Source organism: Amedibacillus dolichus DSM 3991, from assembly GCF_000154285.1.
GTDB classification, from domain to species: Bacteria; Bacillota_I; Bacilli_A; order Erysipelotrichales; family Erysipelotrichaceae; genus Amedibacillus; species Amedibacillus dolichus.
Genome location: NZ_DS483476.1, coordinates 1 through 23,956, shown reverse-complemented (window position 1 = coordinate 23,956; position 23,956 = coordinate 1). Strand labels below are relative to the sequence as shown.

General features: G+C 36.6%; 20 protein-coding genes and 1 tRNA gene. 6 read left to right on the top strand and 15 right to left on the bottom strand.

The window, feature by feature from the left end:
* Positions 1–165 precede the first annotated feature (165 nt).
* The 3 genes from EUBDOL_RS06530 to EUBDOL_RS06510 all read left to right on the top strand — a co-directional run bounded on the left by EUBDOL_RS06530 (position 166) and on the right by EUBDOL_RS06510 (position 3,382).
* On the top strand, positions 166–1,026 hold the full coding sequence (locus EUBDOL_RS06530; RefSeq protein WP_004799829.1) for a hypothetical protein: 861 nt from the start codon (positions 166–168) through the stop codon (positions 1,024–1,026).
* 527 nt (positions 1,027–1,553) lie between these two features.
* Positions 1,554–2,165: an ATP-binding cassette domain-containing protein gene (locus EUBDOL_RS06520; RefSeq protein WP_004799825.1), complete on the top strand. Its 612-nt coding sequence runs from the start codon at positions 1,554–1,556 to the stop codon at positions 2,163–2,165.
* A gap of 770 nt (positions 2,166–2,935) precedes the next feature.
* Positions 2,936–3,382, top strand: a complete 447-nt coding sequence (locus EUBDOL_RS06510; protein ID WP_004799820.1) for a LytTR family DNA-binding domain-containing protein — start codon at positions 2,936–2,938, stop codon at positions 3,380–3,382.
* A 547-nt stretch (positions 3,383–3,929) separates the two neighbouring features.
* Here EUBDOL_RS06510 and EUBDOL_RS06500 read toward each other — a convergent pair.
* From EUBDOL_RS06500 to EUBDOL_RS06475, 6 genes are all read right to left on the bottom strand, one after another.
* On the bottom strand, positions 3,930–5,801 hold the full coding sequence (locus EUBDOL_RS06500) for an ABC transporter ATP-binding protein (protein ID WP_004799815.1): 1,872 nt from the start codon (positions 5,799–5,801) through the stop codon (positions 3,930–3,932).
* Entirely contained in the window at positions 5,794–8,022 is a 2,229-nt protein-coding gene (locus EUBDOL_RS06495) for an ABC transporter ATP-binding protein (RefSeq protein WP_004799813.1), read from the bottom strand. Before EUBDOL_RS06495 ends, EUBDOL_RS06500 begins: the two co-directional genes overlap by 8 nt.
* Complete coding sequence (locus tag EUBDOL_RS06490; protein WP_235713705.1) at positions 8,010–8,459, bottom strand: MarR family winged helix-turn-helix transcriptional regulator; 450 nt, start codon at positions 8,457–8,459, stop codon at positions 8,010–8,012. Before EUBDOL_RS06490 ends, EUBDOL_RS06495 begins: the two co-directional genes overlap by 13 nt.
* A gap of 353 nt (positions 8,460–8,812) precedes the next feature.
* A complete protein-coding gene (locus EUBDOL_RS10990; RefSeq protein WP_004799809.1) occupies positions 8,813–9,250 on the bottom strand; it encodes a DUF4430 domain-containing protein in 438 nt (145 codons plus the stop codon).
* A 5-nt stretch (positions 9,251–9,255) separates the two neighbouring features.
* Positions 9,256–9,750, bottom strand: a complete 495-nt coding sequence (locus EUBDOL_RS06480; protein ID WP_004799808.1) for a hypothetical protein — start codon at positions 9,748–9,750, stop codon at positions 9,256–9,258.
* Entirely contained in the window at positions 9,747–11,573 is a 1,827-nt protein-coding gene (locus EUBDOL_RS06475; protein WP_004799807.1) for a YgiQ family radical SAM protein, read from the bottom strand. The genes EUBDOL_RS06480 and EUBDOL_RS06475 overlap by 4 nt, the downstream gene beginning before the upstream one ends.
* A 114-nt stretch (positions 11,574–11,687) precedes the next feature.
* On the opposite strand from EUBDOL_RS06475, the gene EUBDOL_RS06470 reads away from it, so the two are divergent.
* Positions 11,688–13,289, top strand: coding sequence for a DUF1653 domain-containing protein (locus EUBDOL_RS06470; RefSeq protein ID WP_004799806.1), 1,602 nt, complete (start codon positions 11,688–11,690; stop codon positions 13,287–13,289).
* Positions 13,290–13,362: 73 nt separating this feature from the next.
* On the opposite strand, the gene trxA is transcribed toward EUBDOL_RS06470, so the two are convergent.
* From trxA to EUBDOL_RS06440, 6 genes are all read right to left on the bottom strand, one after another.
* Positions 13,363–13,683, bottom strand: a complete 321-nt coding sequence (gene trxA / locus EUBDOL_RS06465) for a thioredoxin (RefSeq protein ID WP_004799805.1) — start codon at positions 13,681–13,683, stop codon at positions 13,363–13,365.
* A 75-nt stretch (positions 13,684–13,758) separates the two neighbouring features.
* Positions 13,759–14,619 carry a DUF4097 family beta strand repeat-containing protein gene (locus EUBDOL_RS06460; RefSeq protein WP_004799804.1) on the bottom strand — a complete coding sequence of 287 codons (861 nt, stop codon included), beginning with the start codon at positions 14,617–14,619 and terminating at the stop codon, positions 13,759–13,761.
* Positions 14,606–15,217, bottom strand: coding sequence for a DUF1700 domain-containing protein (locus EUBDOL_RS06455; protein ID WP_004799802.1), 612 nt, complete (start codon positions 15,215–15,217; stop codon positions 14,606–14,608). Before EUBDOL_RS06455 ends, EUBDOL_RS06460 begins: the two co-directional genes overlap by 14 nt.
* On the bottom strand, positions 15,204–15,530 hold the full coding sequence (locus EUBDOL_RS06450) for a PadR family transcriptional regulator (RefSeq protein ID WP_022420694.1): 327 nt from the start codon (positions 15,528–15,530) through the stop codon (positions 15,204–15,206). The genes EUBDOL_RS06455 and EUBDOL_RS06450 overlap by 14 nt, the downstream gene beginning before the upstream one ends.
* A 196-nt stretch (positions 15,531–15,726) precedes the next feature.
* Positions 15,727–15,802, bottom strand: a tRNA-Glu gene (locus EUBDOL_RS06445).
* Between the two features lie 107 nt (positions 15,803–15,909).
* Positions 15,910–17,172 carry a neurofilament protein gene (locus EUBDOL_RS06440; protein ID WP_235713701.1) on the bottom strand — a complete coding sequence of 421 codons (1,263 nt, stop codon included), beginning with the start codon at positions 17,170–17,172 and terminating at the stop codon, positions 15,910–15,912.
* 238 nt (positions 17,173–17,410) lie between these two features.
* On the opposite strand from EUBDOL_RS06440, the gene EUBDOL_RS06435 reads away from it, so the two are divergent.
* Positions 17,411–18,658, top strand: coding sequence for a S1C family serine protease (locus tag EUBDOL_RS06435; RefSeq protein ID WP_004799796.1), 1,248 nt, complete (start codon positions 17,411–17,413; stop codon positions 18,656–18,658).
* A 170-nt stretch (positions 18,659–18,828) separates the two neighbouring features.
* Here the strand turns inward: EUBDOL_RS06435 and malQ are convergent, their stop codons facing one another.
* Positions 18,829–20,301, bottom strand: a complete 1,473-nt coding sequence (malQ, locus tag EUBDOL_RS06430; RefSeq protein ID WP_004799794.1) for a 4-alpha-glucanotransferase — start codon at positions 20,299–20,301, stop codon at positions 18,829–18,831.
* A gap of 436 nt (positions 20,302–20,737) precedes the next feature.
* Between malQ and EUBDOL_RS06425 the strand changes: the two genes are divergently transcribed.
* Positions 20,738–22,474 (top strand): IS1634 family transposase, encoded by a 1,737-nt coding sequence (locus EUBDOL_RS06425; RefSeq protein WP_004799791.1) that lies wholly within the window; start codon positions 20,738–20,740, stop codon positions 22,472–22,474.
* A 218-nt stretch (positions 22,475–22,692) separates the two neighbouring features.
* On the opposite strand, the gene EUBDOL_RS06420 is transcribed toward EUBDOL_RS06425, so the two are convergent.
* Both EUBDOL_RS06420 and EUBDOL_RS06415 read right to left on the bottom strand, forming a co-directional pair.
* On the bottom strand, positions 22,693–23,490 hold the full coding sequence (locus EUBDOL_RS06420) for a ZIP family metal transporter (protein WP_004799786.1): 798 nt from the start codon (positions 23,488–23,490) through the stop codon (positions 22,693–22,695).
* Positions 23,491–23,610: 120 nt separating this feature from the next.
* A partial coding sequence (locus EUBDOL_RS06415) for an immunoglobulin-like domain-containing protein (protein WP_040463411.1) occupies positions 23,611–23,956 on the bottom strand: 346 nt, incomplete at its 5' end.

Genomic DNA, 23,956 nt, shown 5'->3' with positions numbered 1-23,956 from the left:
TTATTTTTAACAATATTTGTTATTTTATGATATAATCTAAATTAGGTTAGAACAACCAAATAAAATTATGGAATATTTCCATTATCTGTAAAAGATAGCATCGAAAATCATTATTCCATTACTGTCAAATGACAATATGATAAGAAAGGCTAGGTGGTTCATACCATGATTTACAGTTATCTTAAAAATCTTCAAAAAAATAAAGTAATTTTCATTATCTTCTCTGTTATTTTTATCGCTTTATCTGTTATCCATATTTTTTATTCGGAAGGTTATGCTGACTTAATCAAATCATTAGATCCAAGTGAAATCCATTTCATTCCTATATCGATTTATTATTATGTTCAATCCAGTATGACTTCAATACAATTAACCTTGTTATTATTCATCGCTTCCTCTAATATTTTTGCCGTAGATAAATTGATTGACAAGCAGTCTCACTTTTCGATTTTAACTAAGCTTCGAGTCAATCCTAATAAATACTATAAAAATATGCTCTTAATTAACTCCGTTTATTCATTTGTTTATTATTTAATAATACAAATAACAATCATTTTTACTCTTTTTATTTTAATTGGTACATTCGATTTTTCCCAGTTAGAACAGAACGATATCCAAACATATTACAATTTATTTTCTAACTCATATCAAAATAGTTTTTTTATCTATCTTATTTTTTCCTCTTTAGGCTTTGTGATTTATTCAGATTTTATCTACTCTTTGTCTACATGGATAAAAAACATATATGTATACAGAGGTAGCGGACTTATTATCGGCATTCTTTTAACTGCTTTACCGGCTATAATATGCGGATCTATTTTTAATCTAACAAATAGTGATTTGTTCTTGTATATCGGTAGTTTATTTTTTCTACCTAACTTAATTAACCCTGGACTTCAACCTTTTGTGAATCATACAATATTTCAATCCCCTTATTTAACATATCTAACAACCCTATTGTTTTATTGCATAATGCTTCTTATATTGAGCCTTCTATCAAAGAGAAAGGAAAGAAACTATGAGTAAAATCTTTTTAAACTACTTTACTCCTAAACGAATCTTACTTGTATGCTTTCTATTTTTTCTTACCCCTTTTGCAACCTATAATATAACCAACCTTGTATCATTATTCTTAACTTCGAACTACATTCCAACAGTTTTAAATGTAGCATATATTATTTTTGCATACACGCGAACTTCCATGGTTGAAGATATCTCAGTATTTATCATTCAACGAATAGGTATTAAAAACTATCATAATCTACATTTTAAGCTTTCTTTTACCTCTCTGCTGATTTTTTGCTTATTATTATATGGGACAAGCTTTATCTTTTTTGAAATGCCGATAGGTTATGAAAAATTAGTTTTTACTTTCTTAATATTTAACACGTTAATATACATTATTGAAGAATTAGTAATACTTTTACAAGTAAATAACGAAAAAAATATGGTATATATTATGATTCCTTTAGCTATCAACTTTATATTCCGATATATCATCGTAATGCCCATTGTAAATCATATATTTAACTAACTATCAGGAGGATATTAAAATGAATGCGACTTTATCAATCAGAAATTTATACAAAAGCTTTAAAAAGAATGATGTGCTTAAAAATTTAAATATGACAGTAAACAAAGGAGAACTTATCTATATTCATGGAATAAACGGCTGTGGTAAATCTACTTTATTTAAACTAATCACCGATATAATAAAGCCTACATCAGGGGAAATAGTATTTTCAGCAGATGTACGCATCGGTGCCTTAATTGAAAATCCCGGCTTTTTAGAAAATCAAACTTTAAAATTCAATTTAAAATTTTTAGCTGACTTTAACAAAGCCTATGACAAAAATAGAATCATAGCTTTATGCAATCTATTTCAATTAGATTTTGACAACAAAGAAAAAATCGGAAAATATTCTGTGGGCATGCGACAAAAAGCAGGTATCATTCAGGCATTTATGGAAAATCAAGATTTTATCTTACTTGATGAGCCAACAAGAGGATTAGATACTGCCAGCATACAGGCTTTTAACGAATTGATTAAAAAAAGCATTCAAGCAAACAAAACTATCATAATCGCCGCACACGACACTTTTGACGAATTACAATTTGACAGAAAATACGAATTGAAAGATGGTTATCTCCATGAACATAATTAAAAGCAAAAAACTGATTCTTGATATTCTATTCTCAATATCACTAATTTTATCAACTTCCCTACTATTATATATATATTCTTCAAAAAATATAGAAATTTACAATTTAATAAATTATTATCTTGCTGAAAGGAGCTTTTATCAATTCCTTTCTTTATTGATTATAGTTGCACACGTATATATAATTTTGCGAACAATTTTAGATTATATGCAGATGAAACAATTTATTATTTTCAGAATAAAAGAAAAGTATTATCTTTTAATTGTCAGACAATTTTTAATTTGCTTGTCTATATTTCTTATCTTACATTTTTCGATGGATTTTATCCTATTTCAAGAAATTGACTATGTCGGTATCCTGCTTAACACAGCTTTTGAATTTTCTGTTATTCCTTTCCTTGCTAGTAAAAAATTGAGCAAATACAATTTTGTTATAGGAATTTTCTTTCTGATTTTATCTCGAACATTTATAACAATTTTGGTTCTGTATTGATAATTTTTGCGATAAAACGTAAAACAAACAAATCCTTTATGCTTTATATTTTTAAAATCAATAAATGCCTGCTTTAGCTATACGATCTTTTTCTTTTCTATCGCTTTGATTTGTTATGTTGATATATTCATTAGAATCATAATTTACTTATTAGATACCTTCGGACTAGAAAAGGTATTTCAGTCATTGAAAAAGGCAGCTTATGCAATATTTATTGCAAAGTTGCCTGTTTTTTTATATAACGATTATAACAAAGGCGCTTTTGTTGCAGGAGGGTTATATGAAGGTAGAAATTGATGAAAATATAGAATATACAGAAGAAATTGCTAGGCTTCAATGCAGGTATAAAACTACTCGGATTCGTAAGCTTGCATATATGATTCAACAATTCGGTATGCAAATCGAGGCATCGAAAGAAGAAAAAACAATACAGGTAGATGTAGATGATATCTTATATGCGGAAACGGTTGATCGCAGAACATTTTTATACAGCGATAATGAAATTTATTATTATAAGGGAACATTAACAAAGCTTGAAGAAGAATTAAAAGTAACAAGTTTTTTACGAATATCAAAAACAACCTTGTTAAATGTACGCTATTTGAATTATGTAAAACCCTATGTGAATCATCGTTTAAAAGCTACTTTGACAAATGGAGAATATTTGATTATTTCCAGAAATTATATTCAAAATTTAAAAGATTACCTAAAGAATAGTGAGGTGTAAATTATGAAAAATACAATTTATAAATATATTTCTTCCACATGTGTCCTATATACAGCTGTTATGCTTTTTAATTCCTTATTCAATTGTTTTCTAACGGATTCACAAAGCGAAAACAACATATTTTGGCAATCAACTTTATTATTTCTGTTTGCAATATGCATCATACAGCTCATTAGTTTTGGGATTAACAGATGGGACTTTAAGTCAAATCTAACGTATCACATAGTAAATTATTTAAGCACATTTATATCAAGTTTTCTTATTTTTTATTTCACCGGTATTATCATTTCTTTTTCTATGGCTTCTTTAATATCCTATACGATCAGTTATACGATTATATACTTATTGTTATATTACTATTTTCGTCAAAACTATCAATTGCAGGCAGATGAAATAAATGAAATGCTGAAACAGTATAAAGAACATCTGTAATCTTATTTCGAAAAATACTATGAAAAATGAAACGAACTCCATTTCAACATCATGGAGTTCGTTTCATTTAAGCAGTTCTGCTCTTTTCTTTCTTTCAATATTATTTTTGTTTGTTTTATTCCTCGATACCCTCGTCAAACTGAGAATTATACAATTGAGTATAGAAACCGTTTTTCTTCATCAGTTCCTCATGATCACCGACCTCAACGATATCGCCATCTTTCATAACAAGAATTAAATCCGCATCACGAATCGTTGATAATCTATGTGCAATCACGAAGCAGGTACGTCCCTTCATTAAGTTATCCATTCCCTTTTGAATCAATACCTCCGTACGGGTATCAACAGAAGATGTTGCCTCATCTAAAATCAAAATCTTAGGGTCAGCCAAGAAAGCTCTGGCAATCGTTAAAAGCTGCTTCTGTCCTTGTGAAATATTATTGCTTTCCTCATTGATTTCTGTTTGATAGCCATGATCCAAGGTACGAATAAAGTGATCAACATAGGCTGCATCTGCTGCCTTGATAACCTCCTCATCACTTGCATCAAGCTTGCCATAGCGAAGATTATCCATAATCGTTCCTTCAAATAACCAAGCATCTTGCAACACCATACCGAACAAAGAACGTAAATCACTGCGAGAATATTCTTTTATATCCGTTCCATCAATATAAATCGTACCGCTGTTCAATTCATAAAAACGCATCAACAGTTTTACGATCGTTGTTTTACCCGCACCGGTCGGTCCGACAATAGCCACACGTTTTCCGGCATTGATATACATTGAGAAATCATTGATAATGATTTTATCAGGTGTATATCCGAAATGCACATTTTCAAAGGTTACAGTTCCTTTAATCAAATCATTGCCTTGCGCATCTACAATCGGTTTTGGTGTCGTGGTTTCCGCAACTTCTTCCTCTTCTTCTAAAAATTCGAAAATACGTTCGGCACCGGCTGCGGCGGATTGTAAAACATTCATAATCTGTGCCAATTGGGAAATCGGTTGATTGAAGCTTCTTACATACGAAATAAATGCTTGAATATCTCCAATCGTTACTGCTCCTCCAACTGCAAGCCAACCACCTAGCAAACACACACCGACATAACCAAGATTACCGACAAAAGCGGTAATCGGCATCATCAAGCCGGATAAAAACTGCGATTTCCATGCGGTATGATACAGGTTTTCGTTATGCTTATTGAATTCCTCAATGGAGCGTTCCTCCCCATTAAAAGCCTTCATAACCAAATGCCCGCCATACATTTCTTCAACATGTCCGTTTACATCGGCAAGATATTGTTGCTGACGTTTAAAGTAGCCTTGTGTTTTCTTTACGATCATTGAAACAAATACTAAGGACAGCGGCACAACGCATAATGCCATCAAAGTCATTTGCCAACTAATCGTAAGCATGATGATCGGATAGCCTATTAGCTGAATGATTGCTTGTACCGCCGTTGAAAGCGATTGGTTCAAAGACATTTGTAAGGTATCCACATCATTGGTAACACGCGACATTACATCACCATGTGAAACACGATCAAAATAAGCAATCGGCATGCGGTTGATTTTTTCTGAAATTTGTTTACGCATACGATAAGCAACCTTTTGTGTGATCGTTGCCATCAAGATGCTCATTAAATACTGCATGATACTGCTAAACAAATAAATTCCCAACAGCCAAAGAATAATCTTTAAAATATAATCAAAATCAATTCCACCGGTATTTTGTACCAAGCGTGTAAATCCGGCAATCAGCTCATCAGTTGCCTTTGCTAAGATTTTCGGCCCCATGATCATCAAAATGACCGAAGCTGCCGATAAGGTAATCGCAATACAAATGCTTGCATAATACGGACGCATATAAGCAATCAGCTTTTTCATCGTACCGCCGAAGTCTTTACTTTTTTCTCCCATACGGGCACCCATTGGCCCATGACCGCCATGAGGACCCATAGGACGTGCAGTTTTTTCTCTACTCATTTCCTAGTTCCTCCTTTGATAGCTGTGAATAAGCAATTTCCTGATACACCTCACAGCTTTCCATCAATTCCTCATGTGTTCCAATACCTGCCACACGTCCCTTATCTAAAACAACGATACGATCGGCATGCATGATACTGGAGATACGCTGAGCAACAAGCAATACCGTTGCCTGTGTTTCACGTATCATCTTATTTAATTCCGTACGTAGCTTTGCATCGGTTTTAAAATCCAATGCACTGAAGGAATCATCGAAAATATAAATCTCGGCACGTTTAACGAGCGCACGGGCAATGGATAAACGCTGTTTTTGCCCTCCGGATACATTGGTTCCGCCCTGAGAAATAGGAGTTGCGTATTTTTCCGGCTTCGCTTCGATAATTTCGTTTGCCTGTGCAATGCGTGCTGCCTCCGCAATCTCTTGTGCAGTTGCATCTTCCTTCGCATAGCGCAAATTGCTTTCAATATCGCCGCTAAACAAAATTCCCTTTTGCGGAACATAGCCGATTTTCTCACGCAAATCATGCTGCTTCACATCGCGAATGTCGATACCGTCAATGTAGATAGCACCCTCGCTGACATCATAAAAGCGAGGCACAAGATTAACAACCGTTGATTTTCCACTGCCGGTGCTGCCGATAAAGGCTGTTGTTTCTCCCGGCTTAGCGGTAAAGCTGATATCATGTAAGACATCTTCCTCTGCTCCCGGATAACGGAAAGAAACATTGCGAAATTCAATATAGCCCTTTTGCTTAGGATCATAAGCCTTTGCTTTTTTCGGATCCTTTATTTTTACCTCACTGTCCAACACCTCAACGATACGTGCAGCCGAAACACTGGCATTCGGCCAAATAACCGCAACCATTGCAATCATCAAGAAAGCCATGATAATCTGCATTGCATATTGGATAAAAGCCATCATTGCACCAACCTGAATGCTGCCGCTTTCAATCAAATGTCCGCCGACCCAAATGATCAATAAAGAAGATGCATTCATTACTAACATCATAGCCGGCATCATCAAGGACATCATACGGTTGATAAACAGCTGATTTTTCATAATTCTTGTATTTGTGGCATCGAAACTTTTTTCTTCATAATCCTGCGTATTGAAGGCACGAATGACCGGCATTCCCTCTAAGAAGCCTCGGGTAATGGAATTGATACGATCATTAAGTTTCTTGGTAATCTTAAACTTCGGCATGGTTACTCCCATCAATACGCCGATCAAAGATAAAAGAATTACCACACATAAAGCAATGATCCAAGTCATATCCGCACCGTTATCCAACACGTGCATGACAGCTCCAAAGCCGATGATTGGTGCATAGATTACAACACGCAAGAACATGATAATAACCATCTGCACACTTTGCACATCGTTTGTGGTACGCGTAATCAAGCTTGAGGTTGAAAAACGGTTAAACTCTTCATTTGAAAAGCTTTCTACCTTTTCGAAAATTCCCTTACGTAGATTTCTTGATAAGCCGGCACCGATACGTGAAGCAAACAAACCAACAAGAATCGCACTCACCGCACTTCCCAATGCAACCAAAAGCATCTTACCGCCGGCATGTAGGATATAATCGTTTTGGATATCCTCTAACTCCATACCCACGGCTTCATATTCGCTTTTCGCATACGCAGAGCCACTTGCCTGTGCAATCGTATCTCCCATGGCTTCCATTTGCTTGTCGATTTCACTCATCATCGTTGCCAGCTGTTCTTTCGGCATAAAGCTCAGCATCACAAAAGGGTCTTTCATTCCCTGTGCCTGCATCAGTTTGGAAAGCTCACTTGTTTTATCATTTGCCTGCATACGAACAGCACTTACTGCCATTTCCGCTTTTACAAGTGCGGCATTTAGATCCTCTCTTGCTTTTTCATCAATAGAATTTAATTCATATACATTTTCTTTCTTAAGTACAGGATAGTTCTCCTTTTGTTCACTGCTTGCTTCCTGTGCTTTGATCAATGTATAGTTATCCGAAAACAATGCTTGCTGTTTCTCACTCATAAACAGTGTTAGATGCTGATATTCGCTTTCACGAATCACTTGCACAACACCATCTTGAATTCCACCCTTAGTAATACCGGTATCCACGATTTCAGACATATAATCCGGTAGTGCCAACTCACACTGTGCCTGTGCGAATAATAGCGCTACTGTAATTAACAGCGGAAACCAAAACGGCTTCAAATACTTTATTAGCTTTGACATTTCCTATCTCCTTTCTTTTCCACATAGACAGCTGCTTTTTCCATAATCCGAATCAGTGCCTGTGCGTCTTCCTCTCCGATCCATTCAATGAAGCCAAGCAGATTTTGTATCATGTGCTGTTCATTTTCTTCCAGTGCTTCCTTCCCTTTTTCACTGACACGAATATACACACTGCGACGGTCATCTTCGAAAATCACTCTTTCGATCCATTCCTTTTTTTCCAAATGCTTCATGACCTGTGAAACGGCTGCCGGCGTAATATTAAAATGTGTGCTGATATCATTCATTTTCATCGGCTTTTGATTTTGTTCAATCGCATCTAAAATCATGATTTCTCTAGCTGCTACCGGGTGGGGTGTCTTTTTCTCCTGCACCCGCTGTAAACCTTGCTTACGCATACGATTTACCACATGATAAAGCCTCCGTACAATTTCCATTTCTTCCACTTGCTTCACCTCATCTCCATATAGTTAAGTTACTTAACAATTAACTATGTTAATTATTATATTCATTCCCTTTTAATAGTCAATCCTAATCATCATACTTCACACAATTTCCCATCTTGTAACCGGTTATAAAAAAATACGCCTTGCATTGACGTATTCCTTCCTATTCTCATTCCTTCTTTTTTTGGGTTAGACGATGCTCAAGTTCAATATACAAAAGCATCGAAACACTCCGCTTTTCCTTCCTTTGCATGCTCTAATAAGCTTTTTCAAAATACGCGCTTCCATCTTCACAACCCACAAAGGAAAGGTGCTGATGCCAACACATAATTATTTTAGGCTCCTTATTCAAATGATGAAATCAATTCCACGCGAAAGTGATCGCCATCTTTTAAAACAACCTCGTCCATTGCCGGACACATACCTGCCTCTAAGCAAGATGCATTGTTATCGGAATCATAGACAAGCCATGGTCCCTTCTCCATATCCTGCTTCAAACCGTAAATCTCAGTAAGCAGGGAACCGTATTCTCCCTGTTCGACAACTGCTTTTACATCTTTTTCTTCCTTCATAAACTCACTTAATGTTTTGGCATCGGTATCCTCATGTAAGGTAACGATTGCCTTATTAGCTTTTTGTGCATCGGTTTTATCATAAATATCAATGGTAATGCTTTTCTCACCAGCACTTGCCTCCTGATGCGGTAAAAGTGCACCGATTCCCCATACACCTAAAGCAATCAACAAAACAGCGCCAAGTACATACCAAACTTTCTTTTTCATAACATTCAGCTCCTTATTATTCTTTTTAATTTATTTTTTAATGGTTCATATAAAAACAAAAATACCACAAAACTCAATCCCGCTTGTAACAAAGAGGTTTTTAACCCCATTAGAAGATATACCCACGTAATCGTTTTACCAACTAACAGAAAAGGCAATTCGACCAACTGCCCGATGAGAAAAGATGCCAGTGCACCGACAAAGGGAACGATCGAAAGATGCTTTTCAAACCAATTTCGTCCTAGTGAAAACAAGCATGCATAGCTTGGAAAAATAAGCAGATAAGCGATATTCCAAAGCATAATGCCATGCAATAACAGCTGTAATAGGGCACATAACCCCGCAGCTGCAACAACCTCCCTACGTGGCAATACCTGTGCAAATACAAATAACAGAAAGGTAATCATTTCTAAATATAAAATATCCGCAAACATACGAAAGCCCACATAGAAAATCGCAGCCACAAAAGCGATACGAGTCAGCCTTTGAGTACTGCTCATCGCTTATGCGCACCCTTCCTATGAACAAATGAATCCCTTGGCTTTTTCGCCGGTATCAGACATTTTGAAGAGCTGCCAATCAGATCTTCACGATGTGCTTTCTTTAATGCACGATAAACAATATCATAATTTTTAGGATAGCTGAATTGCATCAAGGCTCTTTGTTCCAGCTTTTCCTCATACGTTTTGGCAACATATACCGGCTTCATATTACGTGGATCTATACCGGTGTAATACATACAGGTCGCCAAAGTTCCCGGAGTGGGATAAAAATCCTGTACCTGTTTCGGTGTATGATGAATCTTTTTTAAGTAACATGCCAATTCGATTGCGCTGTTCAAATCACAGCCCGGGTGAGAGCTCATAAGATAGGGTACCAAATATTGATTTTTCCCAAACTGCTTATTCTTTTCGTAATATTTATCCACAAATTTTAAATACAATTCCTTACGTGGTTTTCCCATCTTGTCCAACGCATTGGCACTGATATGCTCCGGAGCTACCTTCAACTGTCCGCTGATGTGATGCTTCACAAGCTGATCAAAGAATGTTTCATCTTTATCATACATAAGATAATCATAACGAATCCCGGAACGAATAAAAACCTTTTTAATCCCCGGCAAAGCACGTACTGCATTTAGCATATCCACATAATGCGTATGATCGACCTTAAGATTTGAACAAGGCTTAGGCCATAAGCATTGCTTCTTTGGACAAGCACCATGTGTTGTCTGCTTATCGCAAGCAGGACGTGAAAAGTTTGCACTTGGTCCGCCGACATCATGAATATAGCCTTTAAAATTAGGCATCTGCGTAATGGTCTTTGCCTCCTCTACCACACTTTCCACACTACGTGTAGAAATCACACGTCCTTGATGTGAGGTAATGGCACAGAAGGTACAGGCACCAAAGCAGCCTCGATTGCTGGTGATAGAAAACTGCACCTCTTCGATCGCCGGAACATAGTGATATTTGGGGTGAAACGTACGCTCATACGGAAGCGAGTAAGTAAAATCCATTTGTTCCTGCGTTAAAGGAAGCGGAGGTTGATTGCATACGACATACCAACCCTCATAAGGCTCAATCAGCATTTTTGCATTGATTGCATCTTGATTTTCATATTGAGTTAAAAAGCTTTTTGCATAGGTCTTTTTATCCTTGCATATTTCTTCATACGATGGCAGCATGATGTACTCATCGACAATCATATCCAAGGATTTGGTTTTCCAAACCGTACCGCGAATATAACAAATATCCTTAACTGCCATACCACTTGCCAAGGCATCGGCAACCTCAACAATCGTATTTTCCCCCATTCCGAACATTAACAGATCCGCTTGAGAATCCATTAAAATCGAACGTCGTACCTTATCGTCCCAATAATCATAATGGGCAAGACGACGAAGGCTTGCTTCAACACCGCCGACCAAAACCGGAACATCGGGAAACAAGCGTTTTAAAATCTGCGTGTATACAATCGTTGGACGATCGGGACGCTTCCCCATCACTCCATCATCTGTATAGTAATCCTTATCTCTGCGGCGCTTATTTACCGAATAATGATTAACCATGGAATCAATATTGCCCGCCGATACCAAAAATCCCAAACGTGGCAAACCGAATTGCAGAAATTCCTCATCTTTATGCCAATCCGGCTGGGAAAGGATCGCACAACTATAGCCAAAGGCCTGCAAGGTTCTTGTGATGATTGCAGCACCGAAGGAAGGGTGATCGACATACGCATCACCCAATACATAAACAAAATCCACCTGTTCATATCCCTGTGCTAACATTTCTTCTCTTGTTGTCGGTAAAAACGCCATATTACTACCTCTTTCTTTTCTTTGTATTATTGTACCATGACTGAATTTAAAAAGGAAATATCCATACAACAAAATTATTCACAGCTATGATATACTTATAAACGAGGTGAAATTATGCAAAATTGGATTCAAGAAGCCGTTTTTTATCATATTTATCCTTTGGGCTTTTGCGGTGCACAGCAGTATCGGCAAGCACATACTACACATACCATCTTAAAGCTGATCGACTGGATTGAACATTTAAAAAGTATGAATATTACCGCCATATATTTAGGTCCGGTATTTGAAAGCTATGAACATGGCTATGATACAAGTGATTATCGTCAGATCGATCATCGCTTAGGTAGCAATGAGGACTTTCAAAAGGTATGTGAAGCCCTTCATAAGGCAGGCATACGAATTGTCTTAGATGGTGTATTCAATCATGTCGGACGCAGCTTTTGGGCTTTTTTAGACGTGAAAGAGCATCGTGAGCAATCACGTTACTGCTCTTGGTTTTCCAACCTTCGCTTCGATGAAAACAATGATCAAAACGATGGTTTTTCGTATGATACTTGGGAAGGACATACCAACCTGATAAAACTAAATTTAAAAAATCCCGAAGTTGTAGACTATCTGCTTGATTCTGTGAACATGTGGATTGATGAATTTCAAATTGATGGCTTACGCTTAGATGCTGCCGATGTAATGGATCGTGATTTCTTCTGTCGTTTAAAAGCCTTCTGCAAAACAAAAAAAGCTGATTTTTGGCTCATGGGCGAAATCATTCATGGAAATTATAATGTATGGGCAAACGAGCGTATGTTGGATTCGGTAACCAATTATGAATGCTACAAGGGCTTATATAGCTCGCATAACGATCACAATTATTTCGAAATTGCTCATTCCCTTGTACGTCAATTTGCCAAAGGTGGAATCTATGAGCATTTAAAGCTATATAACTTTGTAGATAATCATGATGTCAATCGTTTGGCAAGTATGCTGAAGGAGCAACAAGACTTATTTAATGTCTATACCCTACTTTATACCATGCCCGGTATTCCAAGCATTTATTATGGAAGTGAATGGGCTATCAAGGGAACAAAACAATACGGCAGTGATGCCCAATTGCGTCCTTGTTTAAAGCTGCAAGAGGATAGCGCATTAACCAAACATATCGCAACGCTCGGCTTACTGCGCAAAAAGCTTCCGGTTTTATTTAACGGAAGCTATGAACAGATTCTATTACGTAATGAACAACTGGTATTTAAACGACAAAATCAAAACGAGGAGGTTTGGGTTGCACTGAACTGCGCCCAAGAGGCTTATACATTATCCTTAGAAACCAATGAGGATCTACGTGATTTGTTGAATAACACTGTATATCTCAGTAAAGATCAACAGACCCGCATGACCATACCGGCGAAAAGTGCCTGTATTTTACAGTCGATTCCTCATCAAGCACAAGAAACAGAAGCACCTTCTTTTGAAAGTCTTGATGAAAAGAAAAATGAAGACTTACCAATGGATATCCCACTTGGACGTTATCAGCACTTTAAAGGAAATCATTATAGTGTCCTTTATGTTTCGACCCACAGTGAAACCTTAGAAAAATATGTTGTGTATCGTGCTCTGTATGGAGAATGCAAAGTTTGGGTACGCCCACTTTCCATGTTTTGTGAAATGGTGGAGCATGGAGGAAAAAAGGTTCCTCGCTTTCAATATCTTGGTAAATAGGCATAAGCACCTGTACGGGTGCTTTTCTTTTTAAGCCGTAAGAAAAAGGACCTCACATAAGGTCCGTATTTCACTATTTTGCTTTTTCGATCATGTTTTTCATTGCCTGCAATGGCTGAAATCCCATCATCGTAGCAACAGCTTCCCCATTCTTAAACACAAATAAGGTAGGAATTGACATAACATTATAACGTCTTGCCAATTCCGGTTCTTCATCTACATCAACCTTTACAACCGGAACCTGTCCGACATATTCATCAGCCAGCTTTTCAATTTCCGGTGCCAGCATCTTACAAGGTCCACACCAAGTCGCAAAGAAATCCACAAACACAATTTCATTTTCCTTTAATAAGGCTTCCCAAGAAGCCGTTGTTGCATGTACTACATTTGACATATATATTTCCTCCTAACAGTTCTCTTATGTTAGTTATACCTTATCATGACATTTCTATTCTGTAAAGTAGCTTGCTCAATCCTTTATGGATACTTCTAAGTTCCCCAATTCATTTTTAATCAAGATATGATTGCTTGCTTCTGTGCTTCCTACACTTGTATCCATACTGCCTTGATATTCTTTATCAAAAATCTCACTGTTTCCCAAGGCGTTTACAGCCTGTATAAAGTAATCACGTACATTGCCTTGTAAGGTAATTTCTGTATTCCCCACAGCATTGGAAATCGTCGTCTTGTTCATAAAGCTTCCTTCCATTTCGATATTTCCACATTCCTGCTCGATATTGCTTTGCTCACTATAAATATCCTCTAAGTCAATATTTCCCGCATCTGTATGGATTTGCAGCTTTTTGGTGCGAACCCCATCAATAGAAATATTCCCTGCTTTATTATATACATCTAATATATTAAGCAAATCTGTGGTAAGACTTAGATACATAATGGTATTTTCATTGTGATTTCCATGATGTTGCATGCGGATATGCAGTACACCGTCCTTTACCTCATACTGAATTGCCTCTTCATGTTTAGCATGATAGCGCAGTTGATTTTTTGAACCGCTTGTTATATGAACCTCTCCCACATTCGCTTCAATCACAATTCCAGAGAACTTTTCTAAATCTTGCTTATATTCCGTATTATTTCTTATATATTCATCGGAATCATCGTCCCATTCACTCAACGTATCATGGTCATCACCTATCCATATTCCGATATTACCGTGCTTCCAAGGCCACCAAGAAACCGTATCATTGGATACACTTAAATAACGCAGGCTTCCTCCCTTAGCTAATCCTATTCCAAGCAGTGAAAAGCCTCCCAAAATACAAACGATTGCCACAATGAGAGAAATCTTTAATCCCTTATGCTTTTTCATGCGCTTTCCCCTCCTTTGCTTTATGATATAAATTGGTAATCAATCGCGTAAACGCCGGAATAATTATCTTGATAAGCCAAACAAACACTACACAAAGTAGGATACCTGAGCCAATGCATAACAAACCGCCACCAAAAGCTATCAAGCTATTTTCCATAACGGCAAAGTTCGTAAAGCCCGATAACAGCAATGGAATACCGGAAAATAAGATAGCTCCTATACTGATAATTGCCGCAAATAATAATGTTGCAAGTACAAACAAGAAGCAAACAAAGAGTATCACAGCCACGATGATCAAAGGAAGTGCAATCGGCAAAGCACATAAGCCCAAGAAAATCGCAATCACATTTTTCATTGATGTTTTCGGATTTTTCGCCTGTTCCTTCTTTGGTGCTTCCCCTTGGCGAATAACCGCCTCCGCTTTGATTTGTGCCGCAAATTTCGATGGAGACCCAAGTTCCTCAACTACCTGTTCCTCATTTCCCTCTCCTGCCTCATCAAAATATTCCTCACAATAACGAATGGCATCTTCATAATCTTCTTCGCAAAGTCCTTCCAGTTTTTTGCGTAGTTCCTCAATATATTCAGCTTTCTTCATTGTGTATCTCTCCCTTCAAAATTTTATCAATCTTCAAAGAAAATATTTTCCATTCCTCCACATATTCTTCATACTTTATCTTGCCGCTTTCCGTCAAACGATAATAGCGACGATTACGTCCTAGATGTTGTTCATCATAGGTTTCTAAATAACCCTCTTTCATCAAACGTCGCAGAACCGGATAAAGTGTCGATTCACTTACATTCATAACAACCTTAACCTCCTGTGTCAGCTTATATCCGTAAGCATCTTCTTTATGAAGCGTAGCCAACACACAGGCATCTAACAACGCAGATCCCAATTGAAATGTCATACTATCACCTTTCTTCACATATATTATATGACGTATAGTATTATAATGTCAATTATATTGTTTGTAAAAATATAAAAGCGACATTTGTTTAAACCTTAAGTTTAATCCAAATGTCGCTATAACTTGTTTTTTTCTAATCTGATTCTTCTTCTAAACATAAAAAACGAACTAATAAGTAGTTCGTTCTAGTTCAATATGGTGACGCGTACGGGATTCGAACCCGTGAATGCATGCGTGAAAGGCATGTGAGTTAACCGTTTCTCCAACGCGCCATTAAGCTGTTGCCTAAACAGTATATCAAATCATTCAATATACGTCAATAAAAAAATTAATTTTTTTAAAATCAGCACCGTATAACAAAACGGTGCTGATACTGACCCTATTTATTTATGATTTCCGCAAGCTGTGGATAGTATGTATATCGCTCATCTACATACTGCATAGATCCATACGCAATCTCTTTGGCACGATTGATATCAATGCTTTCATAAACACTTGCATAACGATAATAAATATAATCTTTAATCTGATTATCTCTCAAAATATAGCCATAGCAAGCATCACCCTGTCCGAAATCACCATGCTTGATATACAAATCCGCTACATCTAATTGAATACGTAATTGATGAAGCTCATACAAATCCTCAAACTGAGATAAAATTGCATAAGCAAAATCCTCATAAAACTTCACATCAGAATATTGCCAACTTGGCAATAAATCATAAGCAGTTTGGAAGAAATGCTCCATAAACACAGCTACATCACTTCCTAATAGCTTACTGACATCAGCAGCAAGCGCAATCTGTTTGCGCTGAGCGATCATCAAAATTTTTTCCGCTGTCTTAAAAGCATCTAAGTAAAGTTGTGCATTTGCTTCATCGTCATCGCCCAGTTTTCCTTTTTCAAAAGCAGCCATCGCTTTCTTGATCTGTGCAAAATCAGCTGCCTTGATATCCATGGTTTGACTAATTTTTTCAACCACAGCCTGAAGCAATGTCAAAGCAGTAGCATCACTTAGCTGCTTATCCTCGGCAATACCCTTCACTACCTTTTTCATATCTTTTTCATCTAGCAGCATTGCTGCTACCATTTCATAACTTACATCAGCGCCTTTTTCATTCAGCCTCCACATACAATCGTCAAGACTAACATTTTTCAAGTCTAATTTAGGCTCTTCAACCGTTTTCTTAACACTCGCTTTTGATGCTTTCTTTACTGCCTTTTTCGGTGTTGCAGTCTCCTCTTTCACACGCTTAGCCGTACGCTTTGCTTTTTCACTGCTTTTTGTTGTCTTTTCCTTTGCCGCTGTTTTCTTAACTACTTTCTTTTCTTCTTTTGGCTCCGCTTTCGGCTTTGCTTCTTTTTCAGTTTCTGCCTTTACTGCCAGCTTTTTAGGCTCCGGCTGGGTTGAAAGCTTTTTCGGTTCTGGCTGTGCGGCGATTTTTTCTGGCTCCTTACTTGCAGCGATTTTCTTTGGTTCCTTCGCAGTTGTAATTTTCTTCGGCTCTTTCGCTGCTGTTATTTTCTTCACTTCCTCTTTTACGGTAGACTGCTTATCCTTTGTTTCTTCCGCTTTCACAGGCTTACCTTCTTTTTTTGCTTTCATTGCCTTATTCAAAGCTTTTTTATTTTTAGCTGTCATATTTGCTCCTCCCATCTATTCATTTTTTGATTCTATGAGCTTTCTATCTTTATTATACCACGTTCCTCTCGACACTGAGCACTTTCCGATCGTTTCTTATTTTTTATGACAATTATTTTATCATTTTCACATAATTTTGCATGAAATGATTGAAAAATGATATAACTTCACATATTTTCGGACAATTTCTATGATAATTTAGACGTATAATAGAAGCATAAACCAAGGAGGAATACTTATGGAAGATAAACAAGTAAACAATAATGAGACAAATGAAACAATTATTCTAGGTGAATATACAAACACAAATGACGAAAACAAAGAGCCGAAACCAAAAAGAGACAGTTTTTTCAAGACGCATAAAAATGCTGTTTTGATCAGCACCTGCGTAGCCTTGTCAGCACTAGGTGCATTCGGCGGTACCATGTTGGCAATTCAACTCAATGGTGGCATGGGAAAAGCTGTCTTATACCAAAGCGTTGATACATCGAAAAACAAAAACAACAATGCTACCGCAACCAATGTATCTATTACGGATATCGCCAATGAAACAATGGACAGTGTCGTAGAAATTAAAACCGAATCGGTTTCTACCCACAGCTTTTTCCAACAAGCGATCGTTTCCGGTGCCGGCAGTGGTGTTATCTTAAGTAAAGACGGGTATATCGTAACCAATCATCACGTCATTGACGGTGCCAGCAAAATTACGGTAACCACACGCAGCGGAAAATCCTTTGAAGCTAAACTGATTGGCTCTGACTCCGCAACCGATTTGGCTGTCTTAAAAATCGAAGCTGAGGATTTACAGCCGGCAGTTCTCGGCGATTCCTCTAAACTGAATGTCGGAGATACCGCTGTTGCGATTGGAAATCCATTAGGCTCCTTAGGCGGAACGGTTACAAGCGGTATTATTTCGGCTTTGGATCGTGAAGTAACGATTGATAATCAAAAAATGCAGCTGTTGCAGACAAATGCTGCCATCAATCCCGGCAATTCCGGTGGTGGTCTATTCAACGCAAACGGTGAGCTGATCGGAATCGTTAATGCCAAAAGCAGCGGAGACAGCATTGAAGGTCTAGGCTTTGCCATTCCTATCAATCGTGCTAAGGAAATCATTAACAACTTAATCGAAAACGGATATGTAAAAGGACGAGCAAGCTTAGGCGTAACACTCGTAAATGGCAGTGATTCCTTCTTTGAAGAAGATACTACGCAAGTTTATATTTATGAGGTCAGTAAAGGTGGTGCGGCAGATAAAGCAGGATTGAAGCGAGGCGATCAAATTCTAAAGATTGATGATACCTCCATTAAGGATATTAGCGATGTAACAACCATCATTTCTAACCATTCTGCCGGCGATACTATTAAAATGACCGTATTGCGTGATACTCAAACCAAAACTATAACAGTTACTTTAGGAGAAGCCAGCAACACCAATAATGCAGATGCCGCACAGAACGCTCCACAAAACAACAACCGTCAATAAACAGGTATTTAAAAAATACACCTTTCCACTGTGAATCAGGTGTATTTTTTTACGTTTCCTAGGATTATATTGAAAGATAAGTCAATCGTTTTCGCATTTACTCAAAGTGCTGTCCATAAAATTTTAAAATCATACATACATCTATCTTCAAAAACAACCCGCTTTCTTTGTTATCCGCGTCCGCTATTTTTAATCCATTCGCCAAAGGTCGGCAACAAATCATACAGACCTTTTAAATTTTTTACCTTCCATTCCCAATTCGGTGAGCCTAACGTACTTGGTGTATTCAAGCGTCCTTCACTCTTTAAACCTAAAATATCTTGAGCAGGTATCATAACAATATCGGCAGGGCTATCTAAACAATAACGAATAGCCAAGTCATGAAATGAGCGATTTTCATAGCCTAAATTATGGAAATATCGGCGTAAAGCAATTTTTTGATTTTGTGATAGGGTAAGATAAAAGCCCTCCAATGTATCATTGTCATGTGTACCGGTATATAAGATAGTATGTTCATCTCGCTTCTTCTTTAACAGCTTTGGCTGCATTTCAAACTGCATTACATTCATACCATATAAATCATAATGCTCCTTCAATTTAATAACCTGTTTTCGTAAATCGCCTAAATCCTCTACTACAAGGTGAATATTCGGCAATTGACGATAAATTTCATCAAAAAAGTCGTATGCCGGACCAAGAACCCATTCTCCCTCTACCGCAGTCGGACAGGAGGCCGGAATTTTCCAATAGGTATCAAAAGCGCGGAAATGATCGATTCGTAAAATATCGAACTGTTCGGCATTCCATGCAAGCCGCTTTACCCAAAACTGATAACGATTTTGAGCCATTGCATTCCAATCGTAAATCGGATTTCCCCAACGCTGTCCAAATGCACTAAAATAATCCGGTGGTACCCCTGCGACAAAGCTTGGATATCCTTCTGTATCTAATAAAAATTCATCTTGGTACTGCCAAACATCAGCACTATCCAAACCGACATAAAACGGAATATCTCCCATGATTTGTACATGATGGGCATTGGCATACGCTTTAATTTCATTCCATTGCTTATAAAAAATAAATTGAATAAACTGTTCATAGCGAATATCATCTTCTATTTCGTGCAATAGAAGCTGTCGATTTTTAATCCATTCCTTTTGTTCCTTTGGCCATGTAGTCCATAGCTCCATGTGATTATGTTTTTTCAAAGCCATAAACACTGCATAAGGATACAACCAATCGGCTTTCTTCAAAAAAGCATGATATTCTTCTTCAAAACAAGCAAAATTTTTTAAAAAGGTTTTATAAGCCTTTAAAAGATACGGACGTTTAAAAGAGCGTACCGCATCATAATCAACACGTTCTTCAAACTTGTTGCAATTACGAACAGAGCTTTGTTTTACCAATCCATAATCAGCCAAAGTATCAATACTGATGTAAATTTCATCACCGGCAAAAGATGAAAACGGCTGATACGGAGAATTTCCATAGCCTAACGCATTTAACGGTAAAATTTGCCAAATTTTGACGTGAGCTTGTTCAAAAGCATTGATAAGTCGATACGTATGTTTTCCAAAATCACCGATTCCTTGATTCCCAGGCAATGATGAGATTGGCATTAGTACCCCGGCAACACGATTCATATAATCTCTCCTTCTCAATTTTTATACAATATTGCGCATAGCTTTATTGCTCAGTGAAGTAATAAATGTAAGCGCTTATCTATTGTTTATATTTTATCATAAATCGTATAAAAAAAACTATATTTTTTGCAGTTCTTTTTACCGATAGTTTTATAAAGCATTGAACCAGCCGCATATAATAAAAAAGCTATGATTTTCCTAAGCGAAAAACACAGCTTCCTATTTAACCAAGTGCTACGTCCATAACCATCATAACCAAAAAACCTAACATTACACCAAATGTTCCTGCATCGGGAGTTTAACAGCATATAATTAACACAAAGTATAGAAAAGCCTTTTATATAATGTTTTTTTTGTGCTTTTTTTGTCAATTTTCCCGTTTATAACTATCGTAATATATCGTAATATGTGATATAATATATACAGGTGATGATATATGCGTGTTACAACTAGCAAATCAAAAAATTCTGAATCTTTTTACATCAATTATGCATACATAGGAAAAAATGGAAAAAATACCTCAAAAGTTTTTAAAAAACTTGGTACACTCAAGGAACTTTCTGAAAAATTAAACACAGATCGAGATGGTGTTATGGCTTGGGCAAAAGAACAAGCTAGGATTGAAACTGAAAAGCACAAATTAGAAAGTGAGAATGTATCCGTTGATTTTCATCCGAATCGTTTAATCAATTCTAATGAGCAAAGATCATTTAATTGCGGATATTTATTTCTACAATCTATTTGTAAGAGTCTTCGTTTCGATAATATTTGTCGAAATATAAAAACAAGACATAATTATGAATATAATCTTCAATCCATTCTTCAAGATTTAATTTACGCTCGAATTTTGTCCCCTTCTAGTAAGAAATCCTCTTTTGAATTTGCGGAAAATTTATTAGAACAACCAAAATATGAGCTTCACGATGTTTATAGAGCGTTAAGCACATTATCTGTTGAATCTGACTTTATCCAAGCTGAACTATATAAAAATAGTCACTTTATTCATAATCGTAATACTAAAATACTTTACTATGACTGTACAAATTATTTTTTTGAAATTGAAGAAGCAGATGAACTAAGAAAATACGGAAAAAGTAAAGAACATAGACCAAATCCTATTATTGGCATGGGGTTATTCATGGATGCGGATGGTATCCCTTTATCTTTTGATATATATCCGGGAAATCAAAACGAACAACTCTCTTTAAAACCATTAGAAAGAAAAATTATATCCGACTTCGAATGTTCGGAATTTATTTACTGTTCGGATTCTGGATTAGCATCAAAAAGTAATAAAAAATTCAATAATACAAACGGTCGTCATTATGTAATTACTCAATCCTTAAAAAAATTAAACAAAGAGGATAGAGAAATAGCATTAAAACCTACACAATATAGAAAAATAGGAAGTACGAAATTCATAGATTTAACTACTTTAAATGAACAAGATGAGGAAGTCATAAGTTCTATTTATTATAAAGAAGTTCCTATTGAAAGAAATGGTATTTGTGAAACATTAATTGTTACATATTCTCCAAAATATAAAAGATATCAAAGAAATATTCGCAACGAACAAATTAAACGGGCAGAAAATATGATTTCTAACAATTCTAAATTTAAAAAGGAAAAAAGAAACCCAAACGATCCTGGAAGATTTATTAAAAAAACAGCTACAACAGAACATGGAGAGGCAGCAACTGAAACATATTATGAAATTGATGAAAGTGTAATTTCAAACGAAGAAATGTATGATGGATTTTACGCTGTAACAACCGATTTAGAAGGTGATATTTCAGAAATTATCAAAATAAACAAACAAAGATGGCAAATTGAAGAGTGCTTTAAAATCATGAAAACAGAATTTGAAGCTAGACCCGTTTATCTTCAACGAGAAGATCGAATTAAAGCTCACTTTCTCATTTGTTTTGTCTCTCTAATGATATATCGTTTACTAGAAATTAAGTTAGAGAAAAATTATACAACTAGGACCATTATCAATACATTAAGGAATATGAATGTATGTAAGATAGATGAATATGGTTATATCCCCACGTATACGAGAAACGATTTAACAGATAAATTACACGAATTATTTGGATTTAGAACAGATACAGAAATCATAAAAAAATCAAAAATGAGAAGCATCATCAAAGAAAGCAAGATATTACGATAGTTAGCTACATAAACAAAAAACCTCAAAAAAGGCTTATTTAAAGCTTTTTCTTGAGGTATTTTTTTCTCTAGCTGTCAAAGATGAGATTTTATCATAAATCGTATAAAAAAAACTATATTTTTTGCAGTTCTTTTTACCGATAGTTTTATAAAGCATTGAACCAGCCGCATATAATAAAAAAGCTATGATTTTCCTAAGCGAAAAACACAGCTTCCTATTTAACCAAGTGCTACGTCCATAACCATCATAACCAAAAAACCTAACATTACACCAAATGTTCCTGCATGTGAATGTTCATTCAAATGTGCTTCGGGAATTAAATCTTCAGCAACAACAAACATCATAGCACCAGCCGCAAAGGATAAAAGCCAAGGCAGTATATATACTGCTGTTCCTGCTATTGCGACAGTAGCTACTCCGGCAATCAGCTCCACGATTCCACTAAAGCTTCCATATAAAAATGCCTTGGATTTGCTGACACCCTCTTTATGCAAAGGAAGAGAAATCGCAGCACCCTCCGGAAAATTTTGTAAACCGATGCCTATGGCAAGAGCAATAGCACTGGCAAGTGGAACGCTTGCTCCTGCTTGAGCGGACAATGCAAAAGAAACACCAACTGCCATACCCTCGGGAATATTATGCAAAGTAACCGCAAGTACGAGCATGGTTGTTCTTTTTAAGCTAGAGGAAGGACCTTCGGGGTGTTCACTGCCTGGGTGGAGATGTGGCAACAAATGATCCAACAATAAAAGGAATTCCGCTCCAAGCACAAAGCCTCCGGCAGCTTGCAGCCATGCCACCATGCCCAACGCCTGCGCTTGTTCCATGGCCGGAATTAAAAGACTCCAAACCGATGCCGCAATCATCACCCCTGCCGCAAACCCTAAAAATACTGACTGTAAATCTTGTTTAATATCCTTACGAATAAAAAAGATAGTCGCAGCTCCTAAAGAGGTCATTAAAAAGGTAAACCCACACCCAAGTGCTGCTAATAAATAGGGATTTGAAATACTCATAAACGCATTACTCCTTGTCTGTTATTATCATGTTTATTATAGATTAATTTTCTATGCATGGCTATTCAAATACATAAAAAAGGGAAGTACCTGCTATCAGGTAACTACCCTTATGTGTAACTATTGATTTATTTCACACTTTTTACGATACACACCAATAACACTAATACCACAAATGATGGATAGCATTGTCCAAAAGACTCCATTTGTTTTATCGCCTGTTCCAACGCTTCCATTATCTTCCGGTTTGTTCGTATCCGGCTTACTTGGTTTATCTGGTTCATTTGGTATTATCGGTATATTCTTTTCTATAACAGTAACTTTAATCGTTTTAATACTTGAAGCACCTTTGCTATCCGTTACTTTATAAGTAACTTCATATACTCCTGCTTTACTTGTATTAATTTCATTCTTCAAGATTTCGATTTCCTTTGTTAGATCTCCATCTTCTTTATCTGTTGCTGTT